This window comes from Streptomyces sp. NBC_00637, from assembly GCF_045161545.1.
Lineage (GTDB): Bacteria > Actinomycetota > Actinomycetes > Streptomycetales > Streptomycetaceae > Streptomyces.
This window is the reverse complement of sequence record NZ_CP109048.1, coordinates 1-19880: the sequence shown is the minus strand read 5'-3', so window position 1 is coordinate 19880 and position 19880 is coordinate 1. Positions and strand designations below refer to the sequence as shown.

Below are 19880 nucleotides of genomic sequence, written 5' to 3'. Positions count from 1 at the left end.
GGGACGCCTCGGTGGGACCGCCTCGTCAGCTGGTGGGCATCAGGACGGTGTCGATGATGTACACGTTGGCGTTGGCGGTCTTGACGTTGCCGCAGACCACCTTCGCGGAGTCGTTGACGGTATAGGACTCGCCGGAACCGGAGGTGGTGAGCTCGGACTTCTCCAGGGTGTCGAAGGAGCCCTTCTCCAGGTCCTCGGGCGTGAGCTTCCGGCCGACGACGTGGTAGGTGAGGATCTTCGTCAGCTGGGCCTTGTCGGCCAGGACCTTGTCCAGGGTGGCCTTGGGGATCTTCGCGAAGGCGTCGTTGGTGGGGGCGAACACGGTGATGTTCCGGGCGTTGTTGAGGGTGTCGACGAGACCGGCCTTCTTCACCGCGGTCACCAGGGTGGACAGGGCGGGGTTGTTGGAGGCCGCGGTGGCGACCGGGTCCTGGGCCATCCCGTCGAAGGAGCCGGCGCCGCTCGCGGGCACCGCCGAACAGGCCGGTCCGAACGGCTTGTCCGCCGCGGCTGCCGCGGTGGTGCCGTCCATGTCGTCGGAGGCCGTCGCGGGGGCCGACGCCTTGGACGAGGTGTCCGAGCCGGCGGAGTCGCCGCCGTTGTCGGAGCAGGCGCTCAGTGCCAGCGGGAGAACGGCGGCGGCGGCCACGGTCATGGCGACGCGACGGATACGGGTGTTCATGGTGTTTCTCCTAGGGGGTTACCGCAGCGCGGGCTGCGTTCCGGTGGGGGAGTGGTGGGAGCGGGTGGACGTGGTGAGAGGGGTGGCCTGGGGTGGCGGGTCAGTCGACGGTGAGCACGACGGAGTGCCGGCCGCTGGCGCCGTCGGGTAGGGTCCGGGCCCGTTTTTCGGTCTGCACGGTGCCGGTGCGGTCGGTGGCGCGCACCGTGAGGGTGTGACCGCCCTTGGTGGCCTGCCAGGGAAAGGACCACTGGCGCCAGGTGTCGCGGGAGTCCTCCGCGGCGAGCCGGGCTTCTTGCCAGGGGCCGTCGTCGACACGGACTTCGACCTTGTCGATGCCGCGGTGCTGGGCCCAGGCGACACCGGCGACCATGACCGTGCCGGACGCGGGGCGCGCGAAGGGCTTGGGGGTGTCGATGCGGGACTGGGTCTTGATGGGCGCCTCGCGGGCCCACTTGCGTCTGACCCAGTAGGGGTCGTAGGCGTCGAAGGTGGTGAGCTCGATGTCCTCGATCCACTTGCACGCGGAGACGTAGCCATACAGACCGGGCACCACCATGCGCACCGGGAAGCCGTGGTCGAAGGGCAGCGGTTCGCCGTTCATGCCGACGGCGAGCAGTGCGTCCCGGCCGTCCATGACGTCCTCGAGCGGGCTGCCGATGGTCATGCCGTCCACGGAGCGGGCCACGAGCTGATCGGCGGGCCCTCCTCTGGAGGGGGGCCGAATCCCGCACTCGGCCAGCAGGTCGGCAAGGCGCACGCCGATCCAGCGGGCGTTGCCCACATAAGGGCCGCCGACCTCGTTCGACACACACGTCAGCGTGATGTCCCGCTCGATCAGCTCGCGCCTCAGCAGGTCATCGAAGGACAACGTCACCGGGCGTGCGACGCCTTGCCCGTGAACGCGCAGGCGCCACGCGCTCGCATCCACCTTCGGCACGACCAGGGCGGTGTCGACCCGGTAAAAGCCCTTGCCGGACGTCATGAAGGAGCTCACCCCGGGGATCCGCAGCTGCGCGCCCGCGGGCACCTCCGCAGCCGGCGATGCCGGAGCGGGCAGGCGCAGGTTCCGGCGTGAGGTCACCGCGTCGCTGCCGCTCGCCCCGTTCAGGACCCGGCCGAGCACTCCTGCCCCCGCGGATGCGGCGGCCGCAGCGCCCGCCGCGAGGACGAACCCCCGCCGGTCCCACTCCTGCCGCCCGGGCACGTTCTCCTGCCCGGCGTCCGGGCGGGCCGGTGTCCTCTCGCGCACCTCGAGCCGGCCGGCGAGGAGGAACAGCAGGGCGGCGCCGGCGAACGCCCCGACGGCGGAGGGGAGCGCGTCGCCGAGCCCGGCGGAATCCGGTCGGCCGAGCGCCGCTGCCGCGCCCACGACACCGAAGAGGAGCACTCCGGCAGCCGCGCCCGGCCGGTGGTGCAGGGCGAGAACGCCCAGGGTGAGGGCGAACAGTGCCAGTACGGCAAGGATCCCGAGCTGCAGGACGAGTTTGTCGTCCGTGCCGAAATTCCGGATCGCCCAGTCCTTGACGGTCGCGGGCGTGCGGTCGATCGCCGCGCCGCCGACCGCGACCACCGGCCCGGCCTGGGGACGCACCCACGCCGACACGAATTCCGCGACTGCCAGCGCGCTGAAACCCGCGAGAGCACCGCTGAACGCACCGAGCACGGGCCGTATCCCAGCGCGCGGGATTCGCCGCTTCTTTCCGTCGTCCGTCACGTGGGGAATCCGGCCCTGAACGCGCCGCGGATTGGTCGATCACCCGATCGCTCGAAATTCGTTTCCCGACCAATCCGGGCCCCCCGGCGCCACGGATTACCTCTTCGCCTCTGTGCCGCCGCCGGCGCGGAATGCAGGAGCCGGACGACACGCGGAAGGGCCCGAACGGGGGGCCCGAGCGGAGAGGCCCGAGGTGTCGATGGAGACGTTTCTCGTGTGCGCGGGCGGTGATCAACTCTTCCGTCCATGAGGAGCCGATGTGCGCGGCCACGATGGTCAGTTCGGGATGTGCCCGGCCACGATGGTCAGTTCGGGAACATCGAGCGCGACGGCCGGTGGCGGAGGAACAGAGCCGGGGCATGGCGGGTGAGCCAGGCGCCGGCGAGGCCGATGGCGGCGCCGGCGGCGACGTCGCTGGGGTAGTGGGCGCCCGACTGCACCCGTTCGAGGGCGATCAGGCCGGCCGGCACCGCGCACAACGCGCCGGCGACGGGCCAGACGGGGGTGACGGCGGCGGTGAAGGCGACGGCGGCCGCGGTGTGTCCGGAGGGAAAGGAGGAAGAGTCCGGGCGGTCGTCGACCTCGTCGTGCGGGATCCACTCCTTGGGCGGCCTGGGGCGGTCGGCGAGCTGTTTGCACAAGCCGTTCGACACCAGCTGCGCCACCACCAGGGCCCCCAGCCCGGCTGCCGCCGCCCTGCGGCCCCGCCGCCCGCCACACCAGGCCAACGCGGCGGCGGCCCCGCACCACAGCTTCGAGCTCTCGGCGGACTCCTCCACCGCCGACAGCACCTTGCCCACGCCCGGCGGGATGCGGGAAGCCGCCCGCCGCGTCAGAACCCGATCAGCCTCGTACAAGCCCGTCAGCAACCTCATGAACTGCGGATATCCCCAAGCGCTGCTCGGTAAGCAGCCCGATGGTCAGGATCAGCCCGTCACCCGCCGGGCGAGGGTCACCCTTCATCCCGTGGCGGGCGAGGCCGTCAGGGGCCTCCGAGGTCGTGCCGCCGCGCCCTGCTCGACCGTAGGGAGACCCTGCCGCCGGGCGTGTCGGGTGAGCGGGTTATCGTCCCGCTGCTTGATCCTTTTTTCTCACAGGAGCCTCATGCGCCTCAAACAGGTCTCTCTGGCCGCAGCCCTCTCGCTCGTGGCCGGCCTGACCACCGCCACCGTCGGACTGGCCGGCTCCGCGGTGTACGCCGACGACGCGGCCGCGCTGCCGCTGTCCGGTTACGCCCACCTGGTGGTCGACCGCGCCCACCAGCGCGTCTTCGTCAGCCAGGGCGCCGGCTCGACCGGCATCGTGGTGACCGATCTGTCCGGCACCCCGATCACCACCGTCGCCGGGGAGCAGGGCGCCACCGGTCTGGCGCTGTCGCCCGACGGCGGCACGCTGTACGCGGCGCTCGCGGACGGCGGCGCGATCGCCGCGATCGACACCGCGACGCTCACCGAGACCGCCCGCTGGTCCACCGGCGCGGGCAGCTCCCCGCTCTCCGTGGCGGTGGCGGGCGGCCGCGTCTGGTACGGCTACACGGCCGGCGGCAAGGGCGGCATCGGCTCCGTCGACCCGTCCGCGCCCGCGCCGACGGCGATCCCGCAGCCTGCCCTGTCGCAGTGGACGACCGCACCGCTGCTCGCCACGGGCGGCGACGTGCTCGCGGCCGAGGAACCGCAGGGCAACCTCAGTCACGTGGCGACCTTCGGCGTCGCCTCGGGCACGGCGTCGGTCAAGGCGGACACCCTGGTCTACGGCGGCACGGCGACCGGGCTCGCCGTCACCGGCGACGGCACGCGGCTGCTGCTGGCCGCCCCGCAGCAGCTCGCCCTGCGGGCGTACCGCAGCACGGACCTCGCGGCCGCGGACCCCGCCGCGTACTTCACCGGCGGCTCCGGTTCCGCGCCCGGCTCGGTGGCCGTCGACACCGACGGCACGGTCGCCGTCGCCGGCACCTCCGGCGTCTACCTCTACGCCGGCACGAACAACCTCGCCGAGAACCACCTCACCCTGCCGTCCGGCACGGTCGCCCCGGACGGCCTGGAGTGGGGCGCCGACGGCACGACCCTCTACGCCGTCACCAAGGACTCCGCTGGTGGCTACAGCCTGAACGTGCTGGGCGCCCCGAAGCTGACGGACAGCGAACTGGCGCTGCGGCACCCGCAGTACGCGGTGCCGACCGAGCGGTACACGGTCAGTGGCTCGCTGAGCACCCGCGGCCTCCTGCCGGCCGGCGCCGCGCTGAAGGTCACCCGCGACGGCACCGCCCTGCCCGACACGACACTCGGCGCGGACGGCACGTTCACGTTCACCGACCTCCGGCAGGACGAGGGCGCCTACACCTACCAGGTGGCGTACGCCGGCGACGCCACCCACCGCCCCACGACGGCCTCACTGGTCGTGAACGTGGCGAAGCTGCCGACCGATGTCGTGGGCACCGACATCACCTCGGCGAACCCCGGCTCGGTCGTCTTCACCGGCCGCCTCACGGCCCAGCTGGGCCTGGGCACCTTCCCGCAGGGCACCACCGTCCAGGTGGCCCGGCGCGACGAGAGCACCCAGCAGACCGTGCCACTGGGATCCGTACCCGTGGACCCCGCCACCCTCGGGTTCACCGTCGTCGACGCCCCGGGCGCCGCCGGCTTGTTCACGTACGTCCTCACGTACGCCGGGGACGCCACCCACCAGCCGTCCGAGAGCGGCACGAGCATCATGGTCGCCGCGTACGCTCCGGCCCTGACGCTGAACGCCCCGGCGACCGCCGTCCGAGGGGCGGCCCTGTCCTTCGGCGGCAAGCTCGGTGACGGCCCGTACGCGGCCGGCCGGACTGTCACCGTCTCCCGCAAGGACGCCGCCCACAGCACCCCGGTGACCTGGACCACGCCGGTCGCCACCGACGGCACCATCACGGCGAAGGACACCCCCGACGTCGGCGGCGCCAACACCTACACGGTCACCTACCCGGGCGACGCCTCCCACCAGGCGGCCACCGCGGTCGCCACCGTCCAGGTGTCCCGCGCGGCGACCGCCCTGGCCGTCACCAGCAGCGCGCCCTCGTACGCGTACGGCGCCACGGCCACCGTCACCGCGCACCTGGGCACCACGTACAACGGCCGCACGGTGTCCCTCTACGCCACGCCGTACGGCGTGGCGAAGACCCTGGTCACGACGGGCACCGTGGACGCCTACGGCAACCTGAGGGCCACCTACAAGGTCACCCGCAACACCACCTTCACCGCGTCCTTCGCGGGCGACTACCGCTACGCCCCCGCGACGGCCACCCGCGCCGTCAACGGCTACGTGAAGATCGCGACGGCGCTCGGCGGCTATTACACGAGCACCACGTACAGCGGGATCACCTACCGCGTCTTCCACAAGTCGGTGAAGCCCACGGTGACCGCGACCGTCACGCCCACCAAAGCCGGCCAGTGCGAGCGCTTCCAGGTCCAGCGGTACTACAGCGCCGCCTGGCACACGCTCACCACGTCGGGCTGCTACGCCTTGTCGTCGACGAGCAGCGCGAAGGCACAGCTCACCCTCACCAACCCGCTCAACCAGAAGTTCCGCGTCCGCTCCGAGTACGAGCGCTCCACCAAGGACCTCGGCAACGTGAGCACGTGGGGCGGCTGGCTCTACTTCGTGGTGCGCACCTGAAACGCGTGACCTGACAGGAGGACGCCCGGAAGACGTCAGGCTGCGCCCGCCGTGCGCGGCCTGACGTACGCCGCACCGGCCCTGCCGGGCCAGGTCACGGGCCCGGTCCGGGCGCCGGTGGTGAGGGTGCGGGCCCCCTGGTGGCAGCAGCGGCACCACGACCGGCGGCCGGACCGGTCGGCCGCGGGCCCGCCGGCCATCCGCGCGGGGCGGCGACCGGTGAACCGGCCCGGCCACGTGCATGTCCGCCCGGACCCGGCTCCTGCCAGTGCGCCCGCCCCCGGCCCTGCCCGTCGCGACTGCCGGCCGGCTTGCCCCGGTGTGCTAGACAGGGAGCAACCAAAGGGGCATTTTGCAGCAGCTCACGCTCGGAATCATGTCGCAGACCCGCAAGGAAAACGAGCATCGTCTGCCCGTTCACCCCGCTCATTTCGACCGCATCGACTCCGGTCTCCGCAAGCGCATCTACCTCCAGGAAAACTACGCGGAGCATTTCGGCATCCCGGACAGCCGGCTCGCCCCGCTCGTCGCGGGCTTCCGCACCCGCGAGGAACTCATCGCCGACTGCGATGTCATCCTGCTGGCCAAACCACTCCACGAAGACCTGGCAGAACTGCGCGAGGGCCAGGTGTTGTGGGGCTGGCCGCACTGTGTCCAGGACGAGAGGCTCACCCAGGCCGCCATCGACCGGCGGCTGACTTTGATCGCCTTCGAAGCGATGAACCACTGGACCCGCAGCGGCGCCTTCAACCTGCACGTCTTCCACAAGAACAACGAGCTGGCCGGGTACTGCTCGGTTCTGCACGCCATGCAGCTGACCGGCGTGACAGGCGACTACGGTCGGCGGCAGCGTGCCGCGGTCATCGGCTTCGGCGCGACCGCCCGCGGCGCGGTGACCGCGCTCAGCGCCCTGGGCGTGCACGACGTCGACGTGCTCACCGCGCGTGGCGTCACCGCCGTCAGCTCCCCCATCCACTCCGCGAGGATCGTCCACTTCGACCACGACAAAGCCGACGACACCCCCGACCCGCGACGCAGCGTCGCCCTCACCGAGGACGGACCGCTGCCGCTGGCCGAGTTCCTCGCCGGGCACGACATCATCGTCAACTGCGTGCTGCAGGACACCGACGCGCCGCTGATGTTCCTGATAGACGAGGACCTGCCCAGGCTGGCCCCCGGCACCCTGGTCATCGACGTCTCGTGCGACGAGGGCATGGGCTTCGACTGGGCCCGACCCACCACCTTCACCGACCCGATGTTCACCGTTGGCGACCAGGTCAGGTACTACGGGGTGGACCACAGTCCCTCCTACCTGTGGAACTCCGCGACCTGGGAGAACAGCGAGGCGCTCCTGCCGTATCTGGACGTCGTGCTCCGGGGCCCCGACGGGTGGGACACCGACGACACGATCCGGCGCGCCATCGAGATCCGTCGCGGCGTCGTCCAAAACCCCAAGGTGCTCGCCTTCCAGCACCGCACGGCCGAGTACCCGCACGCCCACGAGGAGACGCGGGCGGCGTCCCGGCCGTAGCAGCGGGGCATCTCCCCACAGCGCTCGGCTGAATCCGGCCGGCAGAGGCGCCGCAGCACCCCCACGGCGTCCCTCGAACGCCAGGGGCCGGGGAAGGACGCGTGTGACCTCCCCAGGTCACGGCCCTTCCCCGGCCAACCGCATCCGTCTACCCCGCCCATCCCGGATCATGCTCCGTCACCTGCCTGCGTGACCGGCACACGGGTCGGCGGGCGAAGCCCGGGGTGGGATCACCCTCCCCGGCGATCACACAGCACGCCACGGTCGCCACCGCCGTCGCGCTCGCCGAGCGAATCGGTCCCGGGCCGCTGGTGTTCGCGACCCGCGCCGGCACCGTACCGGTGGAGGTGACCGAGGAGGCCGGAACGGTCAGGGCCACGCTCACCAGCGTCGAGCCGCACACCGAGGCGATCGTCGACGCCGACCTCGCGGGAGCGCTCGCCGCCCTCGACTGGCCGGCCGTCGATCTCGACCCGGCCTTCCCGCCCCGTATCGCGTTCGCCGGCGCCCGCCATCTCGTTCTCGCGGCGGCGACGCGCACGCGCCTGACGGATCTCGCCTACGACTTCGCGCGCCTCGAAGCCCTAGCCCTGATGCATCGCTTGGACCTGACCACGGTCCAGTTGGTGTGGCGGGAGTCGGCCACCGTCTTCCACGTCCGCGACCCGTTCCCCGTCGGAGGCGTCGTGGAAGACCCGGCGACCGGCGCCGCGGCCGCCGCGTTCGGGGCGTACGCCCGTGAACTCGGCCTAGTCCCCGAGACCGCCGTCCTCACCCTGCACCAGGGTGAGGACCTGGGCCGTCCTGGAGAACTCAGGGTCACGCTGCGCGCGGGTGACCGGCGCGTCCATGTCGGCGGCGCGGGAACTCGGATCGGCTGAAACGCCTGTCATGACGGCAGCGGAGGTGAGGTCGCCGTCCGGGTGGTCGCAACCGTCCCGCTTCCATGCCGCGCAGTGCGGCCCTCCCGCCGTGCCGCAGTGCGGTCATCTTCCCCTCCGCGGCTGCTCCGTCGCGCGCGTCCGCGTGAGTCCGAACACCACTGCCTGGAGGGCGAGTCGGCCATCTGGTGCGGATCCCTCCGCGCGTCGGCCTTCCCTGCCGTCCCGCCTTCGGCGGCAGCCGGGACTACGTCCGCGACTGCCGGCGGTACCGACCGGGGGCAGCCTTGGAGCCGGGCGACGACGGACACCTTGATGCGACGACGACACCTGCTGTCGTCCACCGGTCATCTCGCCCACGAGCCCTATGAGTGTTCGCCGAGTTGCAGAATGCCTGCGACGGAGAAACACAGGGCGCCGGTGAGGGTGCCCCAGTTGGCGATGTCCGCGTTGACGAGGCTGCCGGTGGCGGGACGGGTGTAGGCGGCGAGCGCCGCGACCATGAACGAAACGGACCCGACCTGGTTGACGGTGACGATCCATCCACCGAGATTGTGCGGCCGGACCCAGAGCCGTCCGTGGCCGATCTCGATGAAGGCCAGGTGACCGGAGAGCAGGAAGAGGACGCAGCCGATCACGTCGGGTGCCCAGATCAGCCGGTTGACCTGCTGGACGGTCAGGCCCTCCAGAAAGGAGTCCAGCAGGTCGACGGCGAAGACGAGTGTGCCCGCGAAGAGGACGAAGGTGCTCAGCCAGTCCACTCGCGTCGGCTCGTAGCTCCACCATCGCCAGCGGTGGGTGATCAGCCGTCCTTCACCGCCGGGGATGTGGCGGGGCGCGTTGATCACCTGGAGCAGCGAGGCGTACCCGCCGGTGGTGAAGAACAGACCGCCCGCGAAGTAGATCGAGGCGGACTCGGTGGCGTCGCCGGAGCCGAATTGGGCCTCGGCCGCGCCGGCTGCGAAGAGGGCTCCGCCGATGACGAAGGCGAGCGCGGCGATGGTGTTGAGCCGGCGCAGCCGGGTGATCGAAACGGCGTCCGCACGAATGTGACGAGCGGCCGCCGCACCATGAGGACGAACGGCCAGCACCCCGCGCCGCCGCGCGAGCCGCGACTCCCATACGGCGGTGCCGCCGTCGGGAAGGTGCCAGGAGAGCCGGGTGGTGAACGGTCCCGCGCCCTTGGCGCGCTGCTCAGGTTGCCCCACGGGTCGAGCCTAGAACCCGGGCAGGGCCGAGGACGGGCGAAACGCCGTCCCGGCGAACCGCCGTCGCGGCCTGCGGCATGGTGCCGAGACCGGACCCGCGCGGGCGTCCCGTTCGGCGTCTGCCTGGCCGCCCCGGCACGACCTTCATCCCCCGCCGGCCTTCCGATGGACATCCCGCCACGAGGTCGAGCCGCGTGGCAGAGCCTCCACCCCCGCCTGGTGGAGGTGGTGCGGGAGGTGAGGACCTGGGCCGCTCGCGCGGCGGGTTCACCACCAAGCTTCACTCCTAGCCGAACACGTCAAGGAGCTACCCCCGCGGTGCGGGGACGACGGCGTCCTCATGACCGACCGACACATCATCGGAGAGCTACCCCCGCGGGCGCGGGGACGACACTTCGAATCGGAAGCTCATGCCGTTCACGGACGAGCTGCCCCCGCCGACGCGGGGGTGCTCGTTGCCCACAGGGGTGGTGACGCCCGCACCGCTGCCCTGCGCTGCGCCTGGCGCGGTGCGGATGGCGACGGCGCGAGCCTGCGTCGGACCATGGACGGGCCTAGTAGAACATCCAGGCCGGCACCAGGTTGCCGTTGAATGAGAGCATTACCTCTCCGGCCAGACACGGGGGCGCCGCATTCGCAACGGTGGCGGCGTCTTGAGGGCTGCCATAGTTGCCCATCCAACGCCATGTCTTGCCTGCGGTGACCCCTGACGTCTCCTTCTTCAACTCGATGCCTTCCTCGGCGGAGAGGACGCGGTCTGCGGGGATGTTGTTGTCGTGTTGACTGGTCATGCTGGACCTCCTGGGCTGACAGTTGTCCGATGAACACCGCTTGCAAGGTGCTCGATTCGCTTTCGCCGGCGAAGGCGGCGCCGGATCAGTGCCGTCCGTCTGCCGGTAGCCATATCCGTTGCCTTCCTGCGCACCGGATATGGCGATGAGGGAGTGGGGCACAGCTCGCTGCGCCCCACTCAGAGTGGGGCTAGGGCTGCCTCAGGCTTCGGCCGGGCGGGCTCGCCACCATCCCCAGACGGTGATGCGGTTCAGCCCTTTACGGCGTCGGGTGCACGAACCGCATTCAGGGATTCGGGCTCGCCGGGTGATCGATGAGATGAGGTCGCCCAGGCCGATCACTCCGGTCCGGAGATGAGGCTTGCTGCTTTGGCCAGGGATTTGAGCTTCGAGGCTTTCCCAGGTCAGCGGCAGGCCCGGGAAAGGAACGATTCGCCGCAGGTCGTCCGCGCTGAGAAGGCGCACGTCGGGATTCCGCAGCAGTTCGGTGACGGTGACTTCATCTGCGCATCCCACATACGCAGAATCGATTCCGTACACCACCACCGAGTTCCCGATTCCGTACTTCACGGTGGGCGGTTCGTTTTTCCCGGAGGCTGGTTGGAGGGGCACTTCCATCCAGCGTGCTGGGTTCATGATCTTTCCCTTTCGGTCACTGGTCACAGCACCCGGCCGCCCACTTGCACCACCAGGTGCAGTCACAGGTGGCGCAGGCGGCGCACTTGACCACGCACACGCCGCACCGGCCGGCGAGACAGAGAAGGAATGCGGCCCAGTTCACTTTCGGGCAGCTGAGCGCGGCGCTCAGGCAGACGCCGCCGCAGTCGCGGCCGAGGCAGCCCGTCAGGGCGTCCCACCAGCCGTCCCGCTCCTCGAGCACGTTTGCCGAGGTGGCCACAAGCTCCGTTGCGTTGAGGAGGTCGTTGCCGTGGGCTTCGAGGACGAATGCGTCCGTCACCTTGAAGTCCGTTCCCGGGGCCTCCAGGACGGTTCCGCAGGCCGCCAGCTGCTGCCCGTTCGAACCTTGGAAGGTTCTGGCGAAAAAGCTGTGGGTCAGCCTGGTGACCTCTACTCCCTTGGACACGCCGGCCGGTACGGGGAGGGGTCCGTCCAGGACGGTGGTGGAGGCGAACCCGACGGTTTCCCCTTCGGGCAGCGGAGCGTCCTGGGCCAGACGCATCCGGCTCGGCAGGGCGCTCATGACGGCCTCGAGGCGGGAATCTATTCCGGCGAGACGGCGCCATTGAGGTGAGGCCGCCTCAGAATTGTGCAGCTCGAACGAGGATGAGATCACTGACGGGGCGTCGGTCATCTTCTTCTTCCTTTCGCGTGTTCCGGCATCAGGAGCACCTGGTCGGATTTCCCGATTGAACACCAGGTTGCACAGGTCAAGTTACGTCTGCAACTCGAGAGTTCATCGATTAATCGGCTTGTTTGACGCCCCAAAACTTGCAAGTTATGTAGTGCATGATCAGCGCCATGAAAAACGAAGGGACCGTTCCAATCACGGTCCATGTGGCTTACGGAACACGGGGCGAATTGCGTGAACTGTTGAAGCGGGAACGGAAACGTCGGGCACTTCTGTCGGCCGATCGCCAATGGAGCACCCAGCGGCTCAGCCGCCGTTTCGCCGCTGACGTACGCGCGGCCTGGCGCCAGAGGCTTGCGGTCATGCGGAACGAGGGCGAACTGCTGGACACTCTGGATGCCTTGGCCGCCTTCGGTGTGCGGCAGGAGTTGAAGGAGCGGGGCTGGGATCGCCCCTGGCCGCCTTACCCAGCCAAAGCCCGCAACGCAGGGCGCTGGCCGGGCGCGAAGCAAGGCGGTTATCCGGAAACCTTGTCCTTCCGTCTGCCGGCCTCCCTGGAGAACCAGGCGCGTGCAGCGTGCTGGCACACGTCAGCGCCAGCGATCCGGGAACTGCACGACTGGCATGATCGACAGCGGCTCATCCTGCCCAAGCGACGCAGTTCCCCCGCAGGTTTGGACGACGCTTTCCAGATCTATGGCCGTCTCGCTGCCAAGGTCACAACTACGGGAACTATCTGGCGGGCCGGCGTTCGCAGAGGGATGGAAACAGCAGCCAGGTTGTGCGCAGCCCCCAAACCTGTCTGAAGGACATGCCGTGTTGTCGGTCTGGCATCCGTAGAACGGCCGTCCATGGCCCCGAGGCCAAGTTGGTGAGGACGTGACGGCTTGGGGCCACCATGTCAACTTGGGGAGAGATCGCCCCGTTGTTTGGCCTTCACCACAAGGGTGCATTCGAGGGGACCACGGTTTACCTCTTCAGGGGCGTCAGCGATTGAACCGTGTCGCAATGGCAGCCAGAATCACGGCTTATCCCGTCCGGGACTCAAGGGCACTACCTCCTTTCGCGCCCGTTGTGCGCCTCCTTGCCGAGACATCCGTACGCCTCAAGCTGACCAGGGGTGGCCTCGACGAGGCCATGTCAGGCAAGCGGCTGCCTTCTCAGTCCCGCTCCTCGAAGACGGTGATCGAGTTGTTCGCTGAGGGGGAGATCAAAGGATGGCGGTAGCGCACATGCCTTGACTGAGCGGCTCCGGGAGAGCAGCGGCGAGCGTGTTGAGGCGGGCTGCCGCCTTTCAGCACAGGATGTGCCGTCCGAAGCGGACCAGGGGTTCGGCGAGTGGGTGGTGGCGCACCTCGCAGACCGGGGGGCCTTCTCCGGCGGGGCGGGGAATTGGCCGTACCGGTGGCAGTGGAGCGGGTGTCCAGGGGCGTGGGCCCTGGCGGGTGCTGGCCTCGTGTCGCCGGCGCTGGGCTTGTTCGTGTTGGGTCCGGGCCTGGTCGGCGTCCTGTTGTATGCGGGCGGCCTGGACGGCCAGGCGCTCGGTCATCGCGGGCGGGAGTGTCACGCCGCCTACGTCCAGGCCGAGGTCGGCGAGGGGGAAGCGTTCAGGGACGACCGGATCGCCGGCACAGGGTGGGTGCTGCGGTCCGAACAGGCGCAGGTCCTTCGTCCACCATTGGGGCCCGCGTGCATGGGGCTCTCCGAGCCGGGCCTCGGCTGCTGCGTCGCGATGCAGGAGTGTCCAGGCCGGGATGTTCTCGGCGAACAGGACGTGCGGAATGCGGGTGTCGGGGCGAATGAACCACACGTCCCGTATGCCCGCGGCGGCGTAGTCACGGTGGCGGGCCTCCCGCAGCTCGTCAGTGATCAGCTCGCGCTGAGCCTCCAGGGCGAGACGGGCGCCGTCGGCGAGGTCGACGTGGACGTCCGCCCGGCGGTTGCGCTGCTCGGTCCACTGCTCCAGCCGCACCCGGGTGACGTTGGGCAGGCTGCTGGCCCAGCGGGCCAGGCGGTGCTTGGCGTTGATGTGCCAGACCGTCTCATGGCTGTGGCCGCCGGGCGGGGCCATATTGGCCGGATGCGCGAAGTGCGGCCGGACCAGGCCACCGATCCGGCCGCGAGCCAGTAGCGGCACTCGTGCGGCCGGCGGAGCGTCGATGCCGTGCCAGCAGTAGAAGCAGACCACGGTCTCGCTCCGTCCGTAGCCGAGCGTGCGCCAATGCTCCAGGGGGCGCTTGCCGATGTGAACCTCGGTCTGCGTCTCGAGGTCGAATCCGACCACCAGCAGGTCGTCCTGCACCGCACACCCCTCCCAAGGCACCCAAGTCACCTGTACTGAGCATCGCAACGGGCACTGACAGCCAACCCCTCAAGTCCCCACAGCAGAACCCCCTTTCGCGCGGATGCCCTCTGCGTAAGACGGGCACGTCCGGCCCAGCGCCTGCCAGGCATCGCCGTGCGGACCTCCCCACCTTCGGAGCACTTCGCCCTCTTGCCGTCATCGGCGCGTCACTTCAGCGTGAGCAGCGCTACGACAGGCCCCTTGTGACCTCCGTCGCGAGCAAGCACGACTGCCGTGGTGAGTGTCGTTGCCTGACCTGTCGCCAACTTGCGCGTTGGCAAGCGGGTTTCAGAGTGCTGTGCGATGGGGATCGAATGTGCTGTAAGTATTTACAGCACTTAAGTCGCGAGGAGTACAGCACTCATGCATCGTCTTCAGCCGGTCGCTAACGGCCTGCACACCGACCACCCGGTCCCCGGCCTGCCCTTCGTCGACGACGACCACATCCCGGTCGGCGACCCCGCCGCGATCGAGGCCATCGGACGCCACGAAGAAGGAGGAACCTGGGGCCGCTGGGACAAGGTTGGCGACACGAAGGGTTCATGGCTCGCCTTCACGACCGATCCGATCCGACAGGACCTGGCCTGGGTCGTCCGTAGGCACCCCCAGCACGGCCGTACCGTTCTCCTGGTCCGGGACCAGGACGCCTCGCCGTGGCACAGCAGCTGGTGGGGGCCGCAACTGTTGTTCCGCCAGGGCGGCTACTGGTGGGACGGCACCACCTGGTACCGGCCCGACCAGGTCTGGGACGCCCCCAGCGAACGCTTCGAGCGCCGGCCGGTCAAGGCAGCCACCACCATCACCGCGGCCGACCTGATCGACGACAACGCCCACCCCGACGGCGGCCGTCTGCTCAAGGTCGCCAACTTCGACCTCGACGCTCCGCCCCCCGACCCGTGGAACGACCACCTGGCCCTGTGGGCCGCGCGCCGGCCCGCAGACGCACGGCCGCTGGCACAGTGCGTGGTGCGACTGTCCGCACCCGAACTCGCCGCCGACCAGCTCATCGGCGTGCCGGAGATGGCGAAGATCGGCGGCATCGCGGCCTCCACCTTGCGCGCCTACATCGCCCGCGATCAGCGCGAAGTGCCCCCGCCCCAAGCCGCGGTCAGCGGCCGCAGCCTCTGGTCGCGCCCCGTGGCCCAGGACTGGGCACAGGAGCGAGACCGTTCCCCGGAGAGTGCGGCCGCCAAGCTCGACTCCGGTGACGGCGAGCTGTCCATCGGCCTGGCCGAGCTGCGCCAGAACCTGGCACGCCGGTTCTTCGGCACCCTGTGGGAGCGGCCCGACTGGCGCAAGCGCTGGGCACTGCGTTTCCGCACCGCGAGTGCCGTCCAGGAGATCGCCGACGAACTCGCCCTGAATGTGGCCGCCGACACCGACAGCATCATCGACGCCCACGACCTGGCCGCGACCGTTTTGCACGCCGTCCTCGACGAACTCGCCTACGGCAAGGAACTCGACAGCTCCATCGGCGGGCCGGCGACCTTCTACGGCATCACGACGCCGGTGACGAAGATGCTCGACTGGCTCATCCGCCACCACCCCCGCACAGCCCACCATCTCATCGGCGAGATCGTCGGCGACGCCGAACGCCGCCTGGAGATCCCCCGCGAGGTCAGCACCGACTCCATCCGCACCGCCCTCGGCCTCGACAGCACCCTGCCCCGCCAGGTCCGGCTCGACTTCCTCGAGCGCGCCCTCCCACCCGTCTCCCGCTGACCAGGAGGGGCCTATTCGGAGCGCGGCGACGACGTCACTGTCGGATGGGGACGCGCAGGAGGCCCCTGCTGCCCGGAGCTGATCAGCTCCGGGCAGCAGGTGGTTACATGCCGAGTACGTGGCGTACGGCGTCGGCGGGGCCGACTCCCCCGTAAGCGATGACGACGACGCACACGACGAGTGCGGTGAGGGCATCGCTCTTGCGGGCGAAGCCCTTGACGAACTCCACGCCGGACATCATCACCACTTTCGAGGCGTTGGCACGCGTGCGGGCGCCGGCCAGGCGCGCCCGACGGGCGGTGCGCTTCCACCCGACGCAGGGGTGGCGGCTGGTTGGGTCGCGCTCGCGAGTATCCCGGGTGCCAGCGCTCCCGCGTTTCGAGCGGGACGGCGCACCACTGCCCGAGTTCGAGCTGATACGCCCGAGATCCGACGGACCGGCAGGTGCTTGGGTGGCCGCCACCGCTCGGCGCGGACGACCTTCGGACGCCTACGCGGCATCGCCCTTTCGGATCAGAACCATGTCGGCATTCTGCCACGGTCCGCACCCAGCGAGAGAGGGTCAACGGGCCCCCACAGCGTGGCCCAGCCGCTGGACGGCCCTCGCGCTGCTGTTTGCCGCGTGGGCCGTCTCGCTGCTGGCCGGGTGGTGGCCCGGGGTGCTGTTCCTGGTCTGGACGTCGCTGGTGAGGGTGGGGGTCACGGCGGTCCGCAGGCAGACTCCTGTAGGTGCAGGTGCCAGTAGCGGGGGTGCCGGCCCCAGTAGGCCGGGGCGGGCCTTCGCCGAGGGCATGCTCGCGGCGCTCGTGCCCACGCGCACGTTCAGCGCGGCGCCCACGCCTCCGCAGCCCGCTACAGCGCCGCTGCCACGAGAGGGCGACCAGGCGCGAGTGGAGCAGGCCGTGCGCGACGTCGTTGCACGGCTCGCTGCCGCCCGGGCCGACGAGGGCACCCCATGAATGCCCCCGTGCCCCCGCAGCCGTCGTTGCCGGGGCCGGACAGCGACGGCCCTCCGCCCCTAAGATCCCCGAGTCAAGTTCAGACACCGCAGAATTCGGCGTTGACGAGTCGCTGTTCGTGGATGTTCCAGTCGCCGTTGAAGTTCAGCGACAGCACGTGATCTCCGTCTGCCGTCGCCATGGTCTGCGAGATGGAGCCCTGAATGCCGCCGTTGTGCCCCCATATCTCGGTACCGCACGACAACGTCATCCTCATCAGTCCCAGGCCGTAGGAGAAGGTGGGCATGTTCTTGATCGAGACGGTCGTCATCATCTCCTTCAGCTGAGGCTCCTCCAGGAGCCGACCGGAGAACAGGGCCCGGTAGAATCGGTTGAGGTCTTGATTGCTGGAGATCATCTCTCCTGCGGCGCCCGCGAATGAGGGGTTGAGTTCGGTGACGTCGTAGATCGCGCTGTTCGGCTCTCCCGGCCCGGCAAGCTCCCCGGTCAGCTTCGAGTAGGCGCGTCCGCTGGGTCCGGGGACGCGGGCGCGGGCGCCCGGCAGACTGGTGGAATCCAGGTGCAGGGGGCGCAGGATGCGCTGCTCGATCTCGTAGGCGTAGGAGTGGCCGGTAGCCTTCTGGATCACCATGGAGGCGATGACGTAGTTGGTGTCGGAATAGCTCCAGTCGTCGCCGGGGGCAAAGGCCGGCCGGTGTGTCATGGCGAGTCGGACGATCTGGGAGGGCGTCCAGGTGGCGTAGCGGTACTTGAAGAAGTCGGTGCCGAACTCCTTGCGTTTGAATTCCTTGTCATCGGTGTAGCTGTAGATGCCGCTGGTGTGGTTGAGGATCTGCCGTAGCGTGATCTCGCCGCCGTCGTGCCCGTTGCCCTGCACCAGGCCCGGCAGCCAGTGGTCCACCGTGTCGTCCAGGCTCAGCTTCCCCTCCTCCTCCAACTGGAGCATCGACGTGGCCACGAACGTCTTGGTGATCGAACCGGCCCGGAAGCGGTCATCGGCCTGCGGCTTGCGTCCGGTTGCCAGATCTGCAGTGCCCGCAACTCCCGCCCAGATGTCGCGCCCTTGCTCGACGAGCACGATGCCCCCGGGCGCCCCGTCCTGGACGACCGACTCCAGGGCCGCCCGGGTGGCCGCGTGCCCGCCTCGTGTCGCGGAAGCGTCCGCCCTGCCGACAGCCGACGCCGGCAGGGCGAGACCGGCGCTCATCACGACCGTGGCGACCGCCCCGACGACAGCGACCCGCAGCCTGTTCTCCCCCCGGCTGCGGCCACCCCTCGTGGACATACGTGACCCGTTGGCTGCATATCCGTGCTCGTACAAGAAGAAATCCCGTCACTGGTGGGGGACGACCTGATCTGGACCCAGTATTTTCGATCAAGGTCCGGACCGGGATACCGCCAACCACCTGCTTGAAAGTGGGGTTACCCCCCCACCAGCCGGGGGGCGACGGAGGTGCAAAGACGGGATCTGAACGACGAGCGACGTGACGTGTCACGCCCAGTCGATGCCTAGGTGATCTGTGAACTGCGCGCATGGCGCGCGTATCAGACGGCATCCTGCGACGCACTGACGGCCCGTGCGAAGCGGCCGGTGCCTGACACAACGCGAGGGCCACGCCGACACTCCGGCAGGGGCCCTCGCGCGCGGTCCCTGCCGGTCGGCTACGCCGCTGCCCCAGGCAATCAGACATCCTTGCGGCTCGGCTTGGAACGCACCGTCCAACGACGCTGTGGGCACTCGCCTTCGTGGTCGTCAGAGGGCGCGTCGCTTGTCCCTTCTGCACGGGCTTCCGGGGCATCCGGCTGCTCAAGTTCATCAACGGCTTCGTCACGGCCGCTTGACTGGTGCAGGTCGGCGGCGATGTCCAGCTTGGGCATGGAATCCGTCACTTGCCGGGCGAGGCGTTGCACTGGGTTGTCGATCAGCTTCAGCTGATCGACAACCACCCTCCGGGCGAGGCGCTGGGCGGGCATGTTGATCAGCGCGGCCCTAGCAGCGGCCTGCAAGGCGAGTTGGTTGGTGGCCGTGTCGAGTTTCGCGAGGGAGGGCGCAAGCTGTTCAGCGATCAGGCGTTCAGCAGGGGTCCGAACAGCCAGAGCTCTTCCCCGTGCCACACGCCGCGTGCACCTGCCCGCGCAGCCCATCGACAGGAACACCGCCCGGCGGGATATCGAGGCCGCGCGCACGATGCAACTCACGGCCCCGATTTGGTGGTCACGTAGCTTCACAGTCATTTACCGAGGCCTTTTCCGGAGAATGCGACGCGTTGATAATGAAGGAACTCTCTGCGTGATGATGCGGGTCGGGGGTGTGGTGTCCCACTCCAAATCCTACACAGTCCATCAGCGTGATGCATTCTCTTTGCCGACCTCTGCAACCCCAGGATGATGCAGCGGAACGCCACCCCCGGAACTCTCAGATCGCTCGGGACCCACGGTGGACGACGAGCGAATCCATCCTCCACTCCCAGGAAGCACCCAACTCCGTTACCCAGCACGGATGTTGCAGAACGGCAGTCGAGGGCAGTCGATGAACAGGAGGGAGAGACCTATGAGGCAACACTCCGATCCGCGCACGCTGCCACCATGGGCCAAGCCAGGCAACCGGTGGACACCGTGGATCTTCTGGCCCCTGCTCTGCTGGAGCATCACTTTGCTGGTGTGGCGGGTAGTTGACGGCGACAGCGCGGTGCGCATCGCGGTTACGGCCGGCCTGACCCTGCTGTTCGGCTCACTACTGGCCGCCAACCGGGCTGCAAGGCGCACACGGGACGATCCACGGAACTGATGTGACGGTGGTTCATCAAGTTGGCTGGTCCCAGCCTCACAGGTTGAGACCAGCCAACCGCTCAACCGAAGTGGAGCAGAGAAGGAGACGCCCGCCGCTCCCACCAGCCAGCCCGGCGAAGCCGGTTGGGGCGGGAGCGCAGCGGACGCCCCGGATTCCCGCTTGCGGGAATCTCGCTCTTCGCGCTTGCGCGAAGAGGGCCCACTCTAGAATTCCGTTTACGGAATTCATTCCCGCGTTTACGCGGGAATTCGAATTGCGCTTGCGCAATTCCTGCTCTATGCCCCGGCTTGCCGG

General features: G+C 69.3%; 15 protein-coding genes and 1 pseudogene. 5 read left to right on the top strand and 11 right to left on the bottom strand.

The annotated features are described in order from the left end of the window. Positions 1 to 25 precede the first annotated feature (25 nt). The 3 genes from OG440_RS40680 to OG440_RS40670 form a co-directional block, all read right to left on the bottom strand. On the bottom strand, positions 26 to 682 hold the full coding sequence (locus tag OG440_RS40680) for a fasciclin domain-containing protein (RefSeq protein WP_331739220.1): 657 nt from the start codon (positions 680 to 682) through the stop codon (positions 26 to 28). A 100-nt stretch (positions 683 to 782) separates the two neighbouring features. Next, positions 783 to 2408 (bottom strand): sulfite oxidase, encoded by a 1626-nt coding sequence (locus OG440_RS40675; protein ID WP_406011666.1) that lies wholly within the window; start codon positions 2406 to 2408, stop codon positions 783 to 785. Between the two features lie 296 nt (positions 2409 to 2704). Then, positions 2705 to 3274, bottom strand: coding sequence for a phosphatase PAP2 family protein (locus OG440_RS40670; protein ID WP_331739216.1), 570 nt, complete (start codon positions 3272 to 3274; stop codon positions 2705 to 2707). A gap of 229 nt (positions 3275 to 3503) precedes the next feature. Here OG440_RS40670 and OG440_RS40665 point away from each other — a divergent pair, with 229 nt between their 5' ends. From OG440_RS40665 to OG440_RS40655, 3 genes and pseudogenes are all read left to right on the top strand, one after another. Further along, positions 3504 to 6050 (top strand): hypothetical protein, encoded by a 2547-nt coding sequence (locus OG440_RS40665; protein WP_331739215.1) that lies wholly within the window; start codon positions 3504 to 3506, stop codon positions 6048 to 6050. A 352-nt stretch (positions 6051 to 6402) separates the two neighbouring features. Continuing rightward, the gene (locus tag OG440_RS40660) at positions 6403 to 7581 is read left to right on the top strand and encodes a N(5)-(carboxyethyl)ornithine synthase (RefSeq protein WP_331739213.1); all 1179 of its coding nucleotides are present in this window, start codon (positions 6403 to 6405) and stop codon (positions 7579 to 7581) included. Between the two features lie 254 nt (positions 7582 to 7835). After that, positions 7836 to 8462 (top strand): annotated as a pseudogene (locus OG440_RS40655) (PhzF family phenazine biosynthesis isomerase); the annotation flags it as partial. 365 nt (positions 8463 to 8827) lie between these two features. On the opposite strand, the gene OG440_RS40650 reads toward OG440_RS40655, so the two are convergent. From OG440_RS40650 to OG440_RS40635, 4 genes are all read right to left on the bottom strand, one after another. Further along, positions 8828 to 9670, bottom strand: a complete 843-nt coding sequence (locus OG440_RS40650; RefSeq protein WP_331739211.1) for a hypothetical protein — start codon at positions 9668 to 9670, stop codon at positions 8828 to 8830. Positions 9671 to 10224: 554 nt separating this feature from the next. Next, entirely contained in the window at positions 10225 to 10461 is a 237-nt protein-coding gene (locus tag OG440_RS40645; RefSeq protein ID WP_331739209.1) for a hypothetical protein, read from the bottom strand. Positions 10462 to 10662: 201 nt separating this feature from the next. Then, on the bottom strand, positions 10663 to 11097 hold the full coding sequence (locus OG440_RS40640; protein ID WP_331739208.1) for a hypothetical protein: 435 nt from the start codon (positions 11095 to 11097) through the stop codon (positions 10663 to 10665). 16 nt (positions 11098 to 11113) lie between these two features. Continuing rightward, on the bottom strand, positions 11114 to 11773 hold the full coding sequence (locus tag OG440_RS40635) for a hypothetical protein (RefSeq protein ID WP_331739205.1): 660 nt from the start codon (positions 11771 to 11773) through the stop codon (positions 11114 to 11116). A 155-nt stretch (positions 11774 to 11928) separates the two neighbouring features. Here OG440_RS40635 and OG440_RS40630 point away from each other — a divergent pair, with 155 nt between their 5' ends. Continuing rightward, positions 11929 to 12576: a hypothetical protein gene (locus tag OG440_RS40630; protein WP_331739203.1), complete on the top strand. Its 648-nt coding sequence runs from the start codon at positions 11929 to 11931 to the stop codon at positions 12574 to 12576. Between the two features lie 488 nt (positions 12577 to 13064). Here the strand turns inward: OG440_RS40630 and OG440_RS40625 are convergent, their stop codons facing one another. Beyond that, a complete protein-coding gene (locus tag OG440_RS40625) occupies positions 13065 to 14072 on the bottom strand; it encodes a competence protein CoiA family protein (RefSeq protein WP_331739200.1) in 1008 nt (335 codons plus the stop codon). Between the two features lie 405 nt (positions 14073 to 14477). Between OG440_RS40625 and OG440_RS40620 the strand changes: the two genes are divergently transcribed. Next, positions 14478 to 15836 carry a hypothetical protein gene (locus OG440_RS40620; RefSeq protein WP_331739198.1) on the top strand — a complete coding sequence of 453 codons (1359 nt, stop codon included), beginning with the start codon at positions 14478 to 14480 and terminating at the stop codon, positions 15834 to 15836. A gap of 103 nt (positions 15837 to 15939) precedes the next feature. Here the strand turns inward: OG440_RS40620 and OG440_RS40615 are convergent, their stop codons facing one another. The 3 genes from OG440_RS40615 to OG440_RS40605 form a co-directional block, all read right to left on the bottom strand. Continuing rightward, a complete protein-coding gene (locus OG440_RS40615; RefSeq protein WP_406011651.1) occupies positions 15940 to 16065 on the bottom strand; it encodes a hypothetical protein in 126 nt (41 codons plus the stop codon). A gap of 809 nt (positions 16066 to 16874) precedes the next feature. Continuing rightward, positions 16875 to 18080: a serine hydrolase domain-containing protein gene (locus OG440_RS40610; RefSeq protein ID WP_331739194.1), complete on the bottom strand. Its 1206-nt coding sequence runs from the start codon at positions 18078 to 18080 to the stop codon at positions 16875 to 16877. Between the two features lie 398 nt (positions 18081 to 18478). Then, positions 18479 to 18994, bottom strand: a complete 516-nt coding sequence (locus tag OG440_RS40605) for a hypothetical protein (protein WP_406011650.1) — start codon at positions 18992 to 18994, stop codon at positions 18479 to 18481. Positions 18995 to 19880: the final 886 nt, after the last annotated feature.

Bases quoted from the DNA above. Each gene is read 5' to 3' on its own strand.
- OG440_RS40680 (WP_331739220.1), bottom strand. From the start codon at position 682: ATGAACACCCGTATCCGTCGCGTCGCCATGACCGTGGCCGCCGCCGCC.
- OG440_RS40670 (WP_331739216.1), bottom strand. From the start codon at position 3,274: ATGAGGTTGCTGACGGGCTTGTACGAGGCTGATCGGGTTCTGACGCGG.
- OG440_RS40665 (WP_331739215.1), top strand. From the start codon at position 3,504: ATGCGCCTCAAACAGGTCTCTCTGGCCGCAGCCCTCTCGCTCGTGGCC.
- OG440_RS40645 (WP_331739209.1), bottom strand. From the start codon at position 10,461: ATGACCAGTCAACACGACAACAACATCCCCGCAGACCGCGTCCTCTCC.
- OG440_RS40640 (WP_331739208.1), bottom strand. From the start codon at position 11,097: ATGAACCCAGCACGCTGGATGGAAGTGCCCCTCCAACCAGCCTCCGGG.
- OG440_RS40635 (WP_331739205.1), bottom strand. From the start codon at position 11,773: ATGACCGACGCCCCGTCAGTGATCTCATCCTCGTTCGAGCTGCACAAT.
- OG440_RS40630 (WP_331739203.1), top strand. From the start codon at position 11,929: ATGATCAGCGCCATGAAAAACGAAGGGACCGTTCCAATCACGGTCCAT.
- OG440_RS40620 (WP_331739198.1), top strand. From the start codon at position 14,478: ATGCATCGTCTTCAGCCGGTCGCTAACGGCCTGCACACCGACCACCCG.
- OG440_RS40610 (WP_331739194.1), bottom strand. From the start codon at position 18,080: ATGTCCACGAGGGGTGGCCGCAGCCGGGGGGAGAACAGGCTGCGGGTC.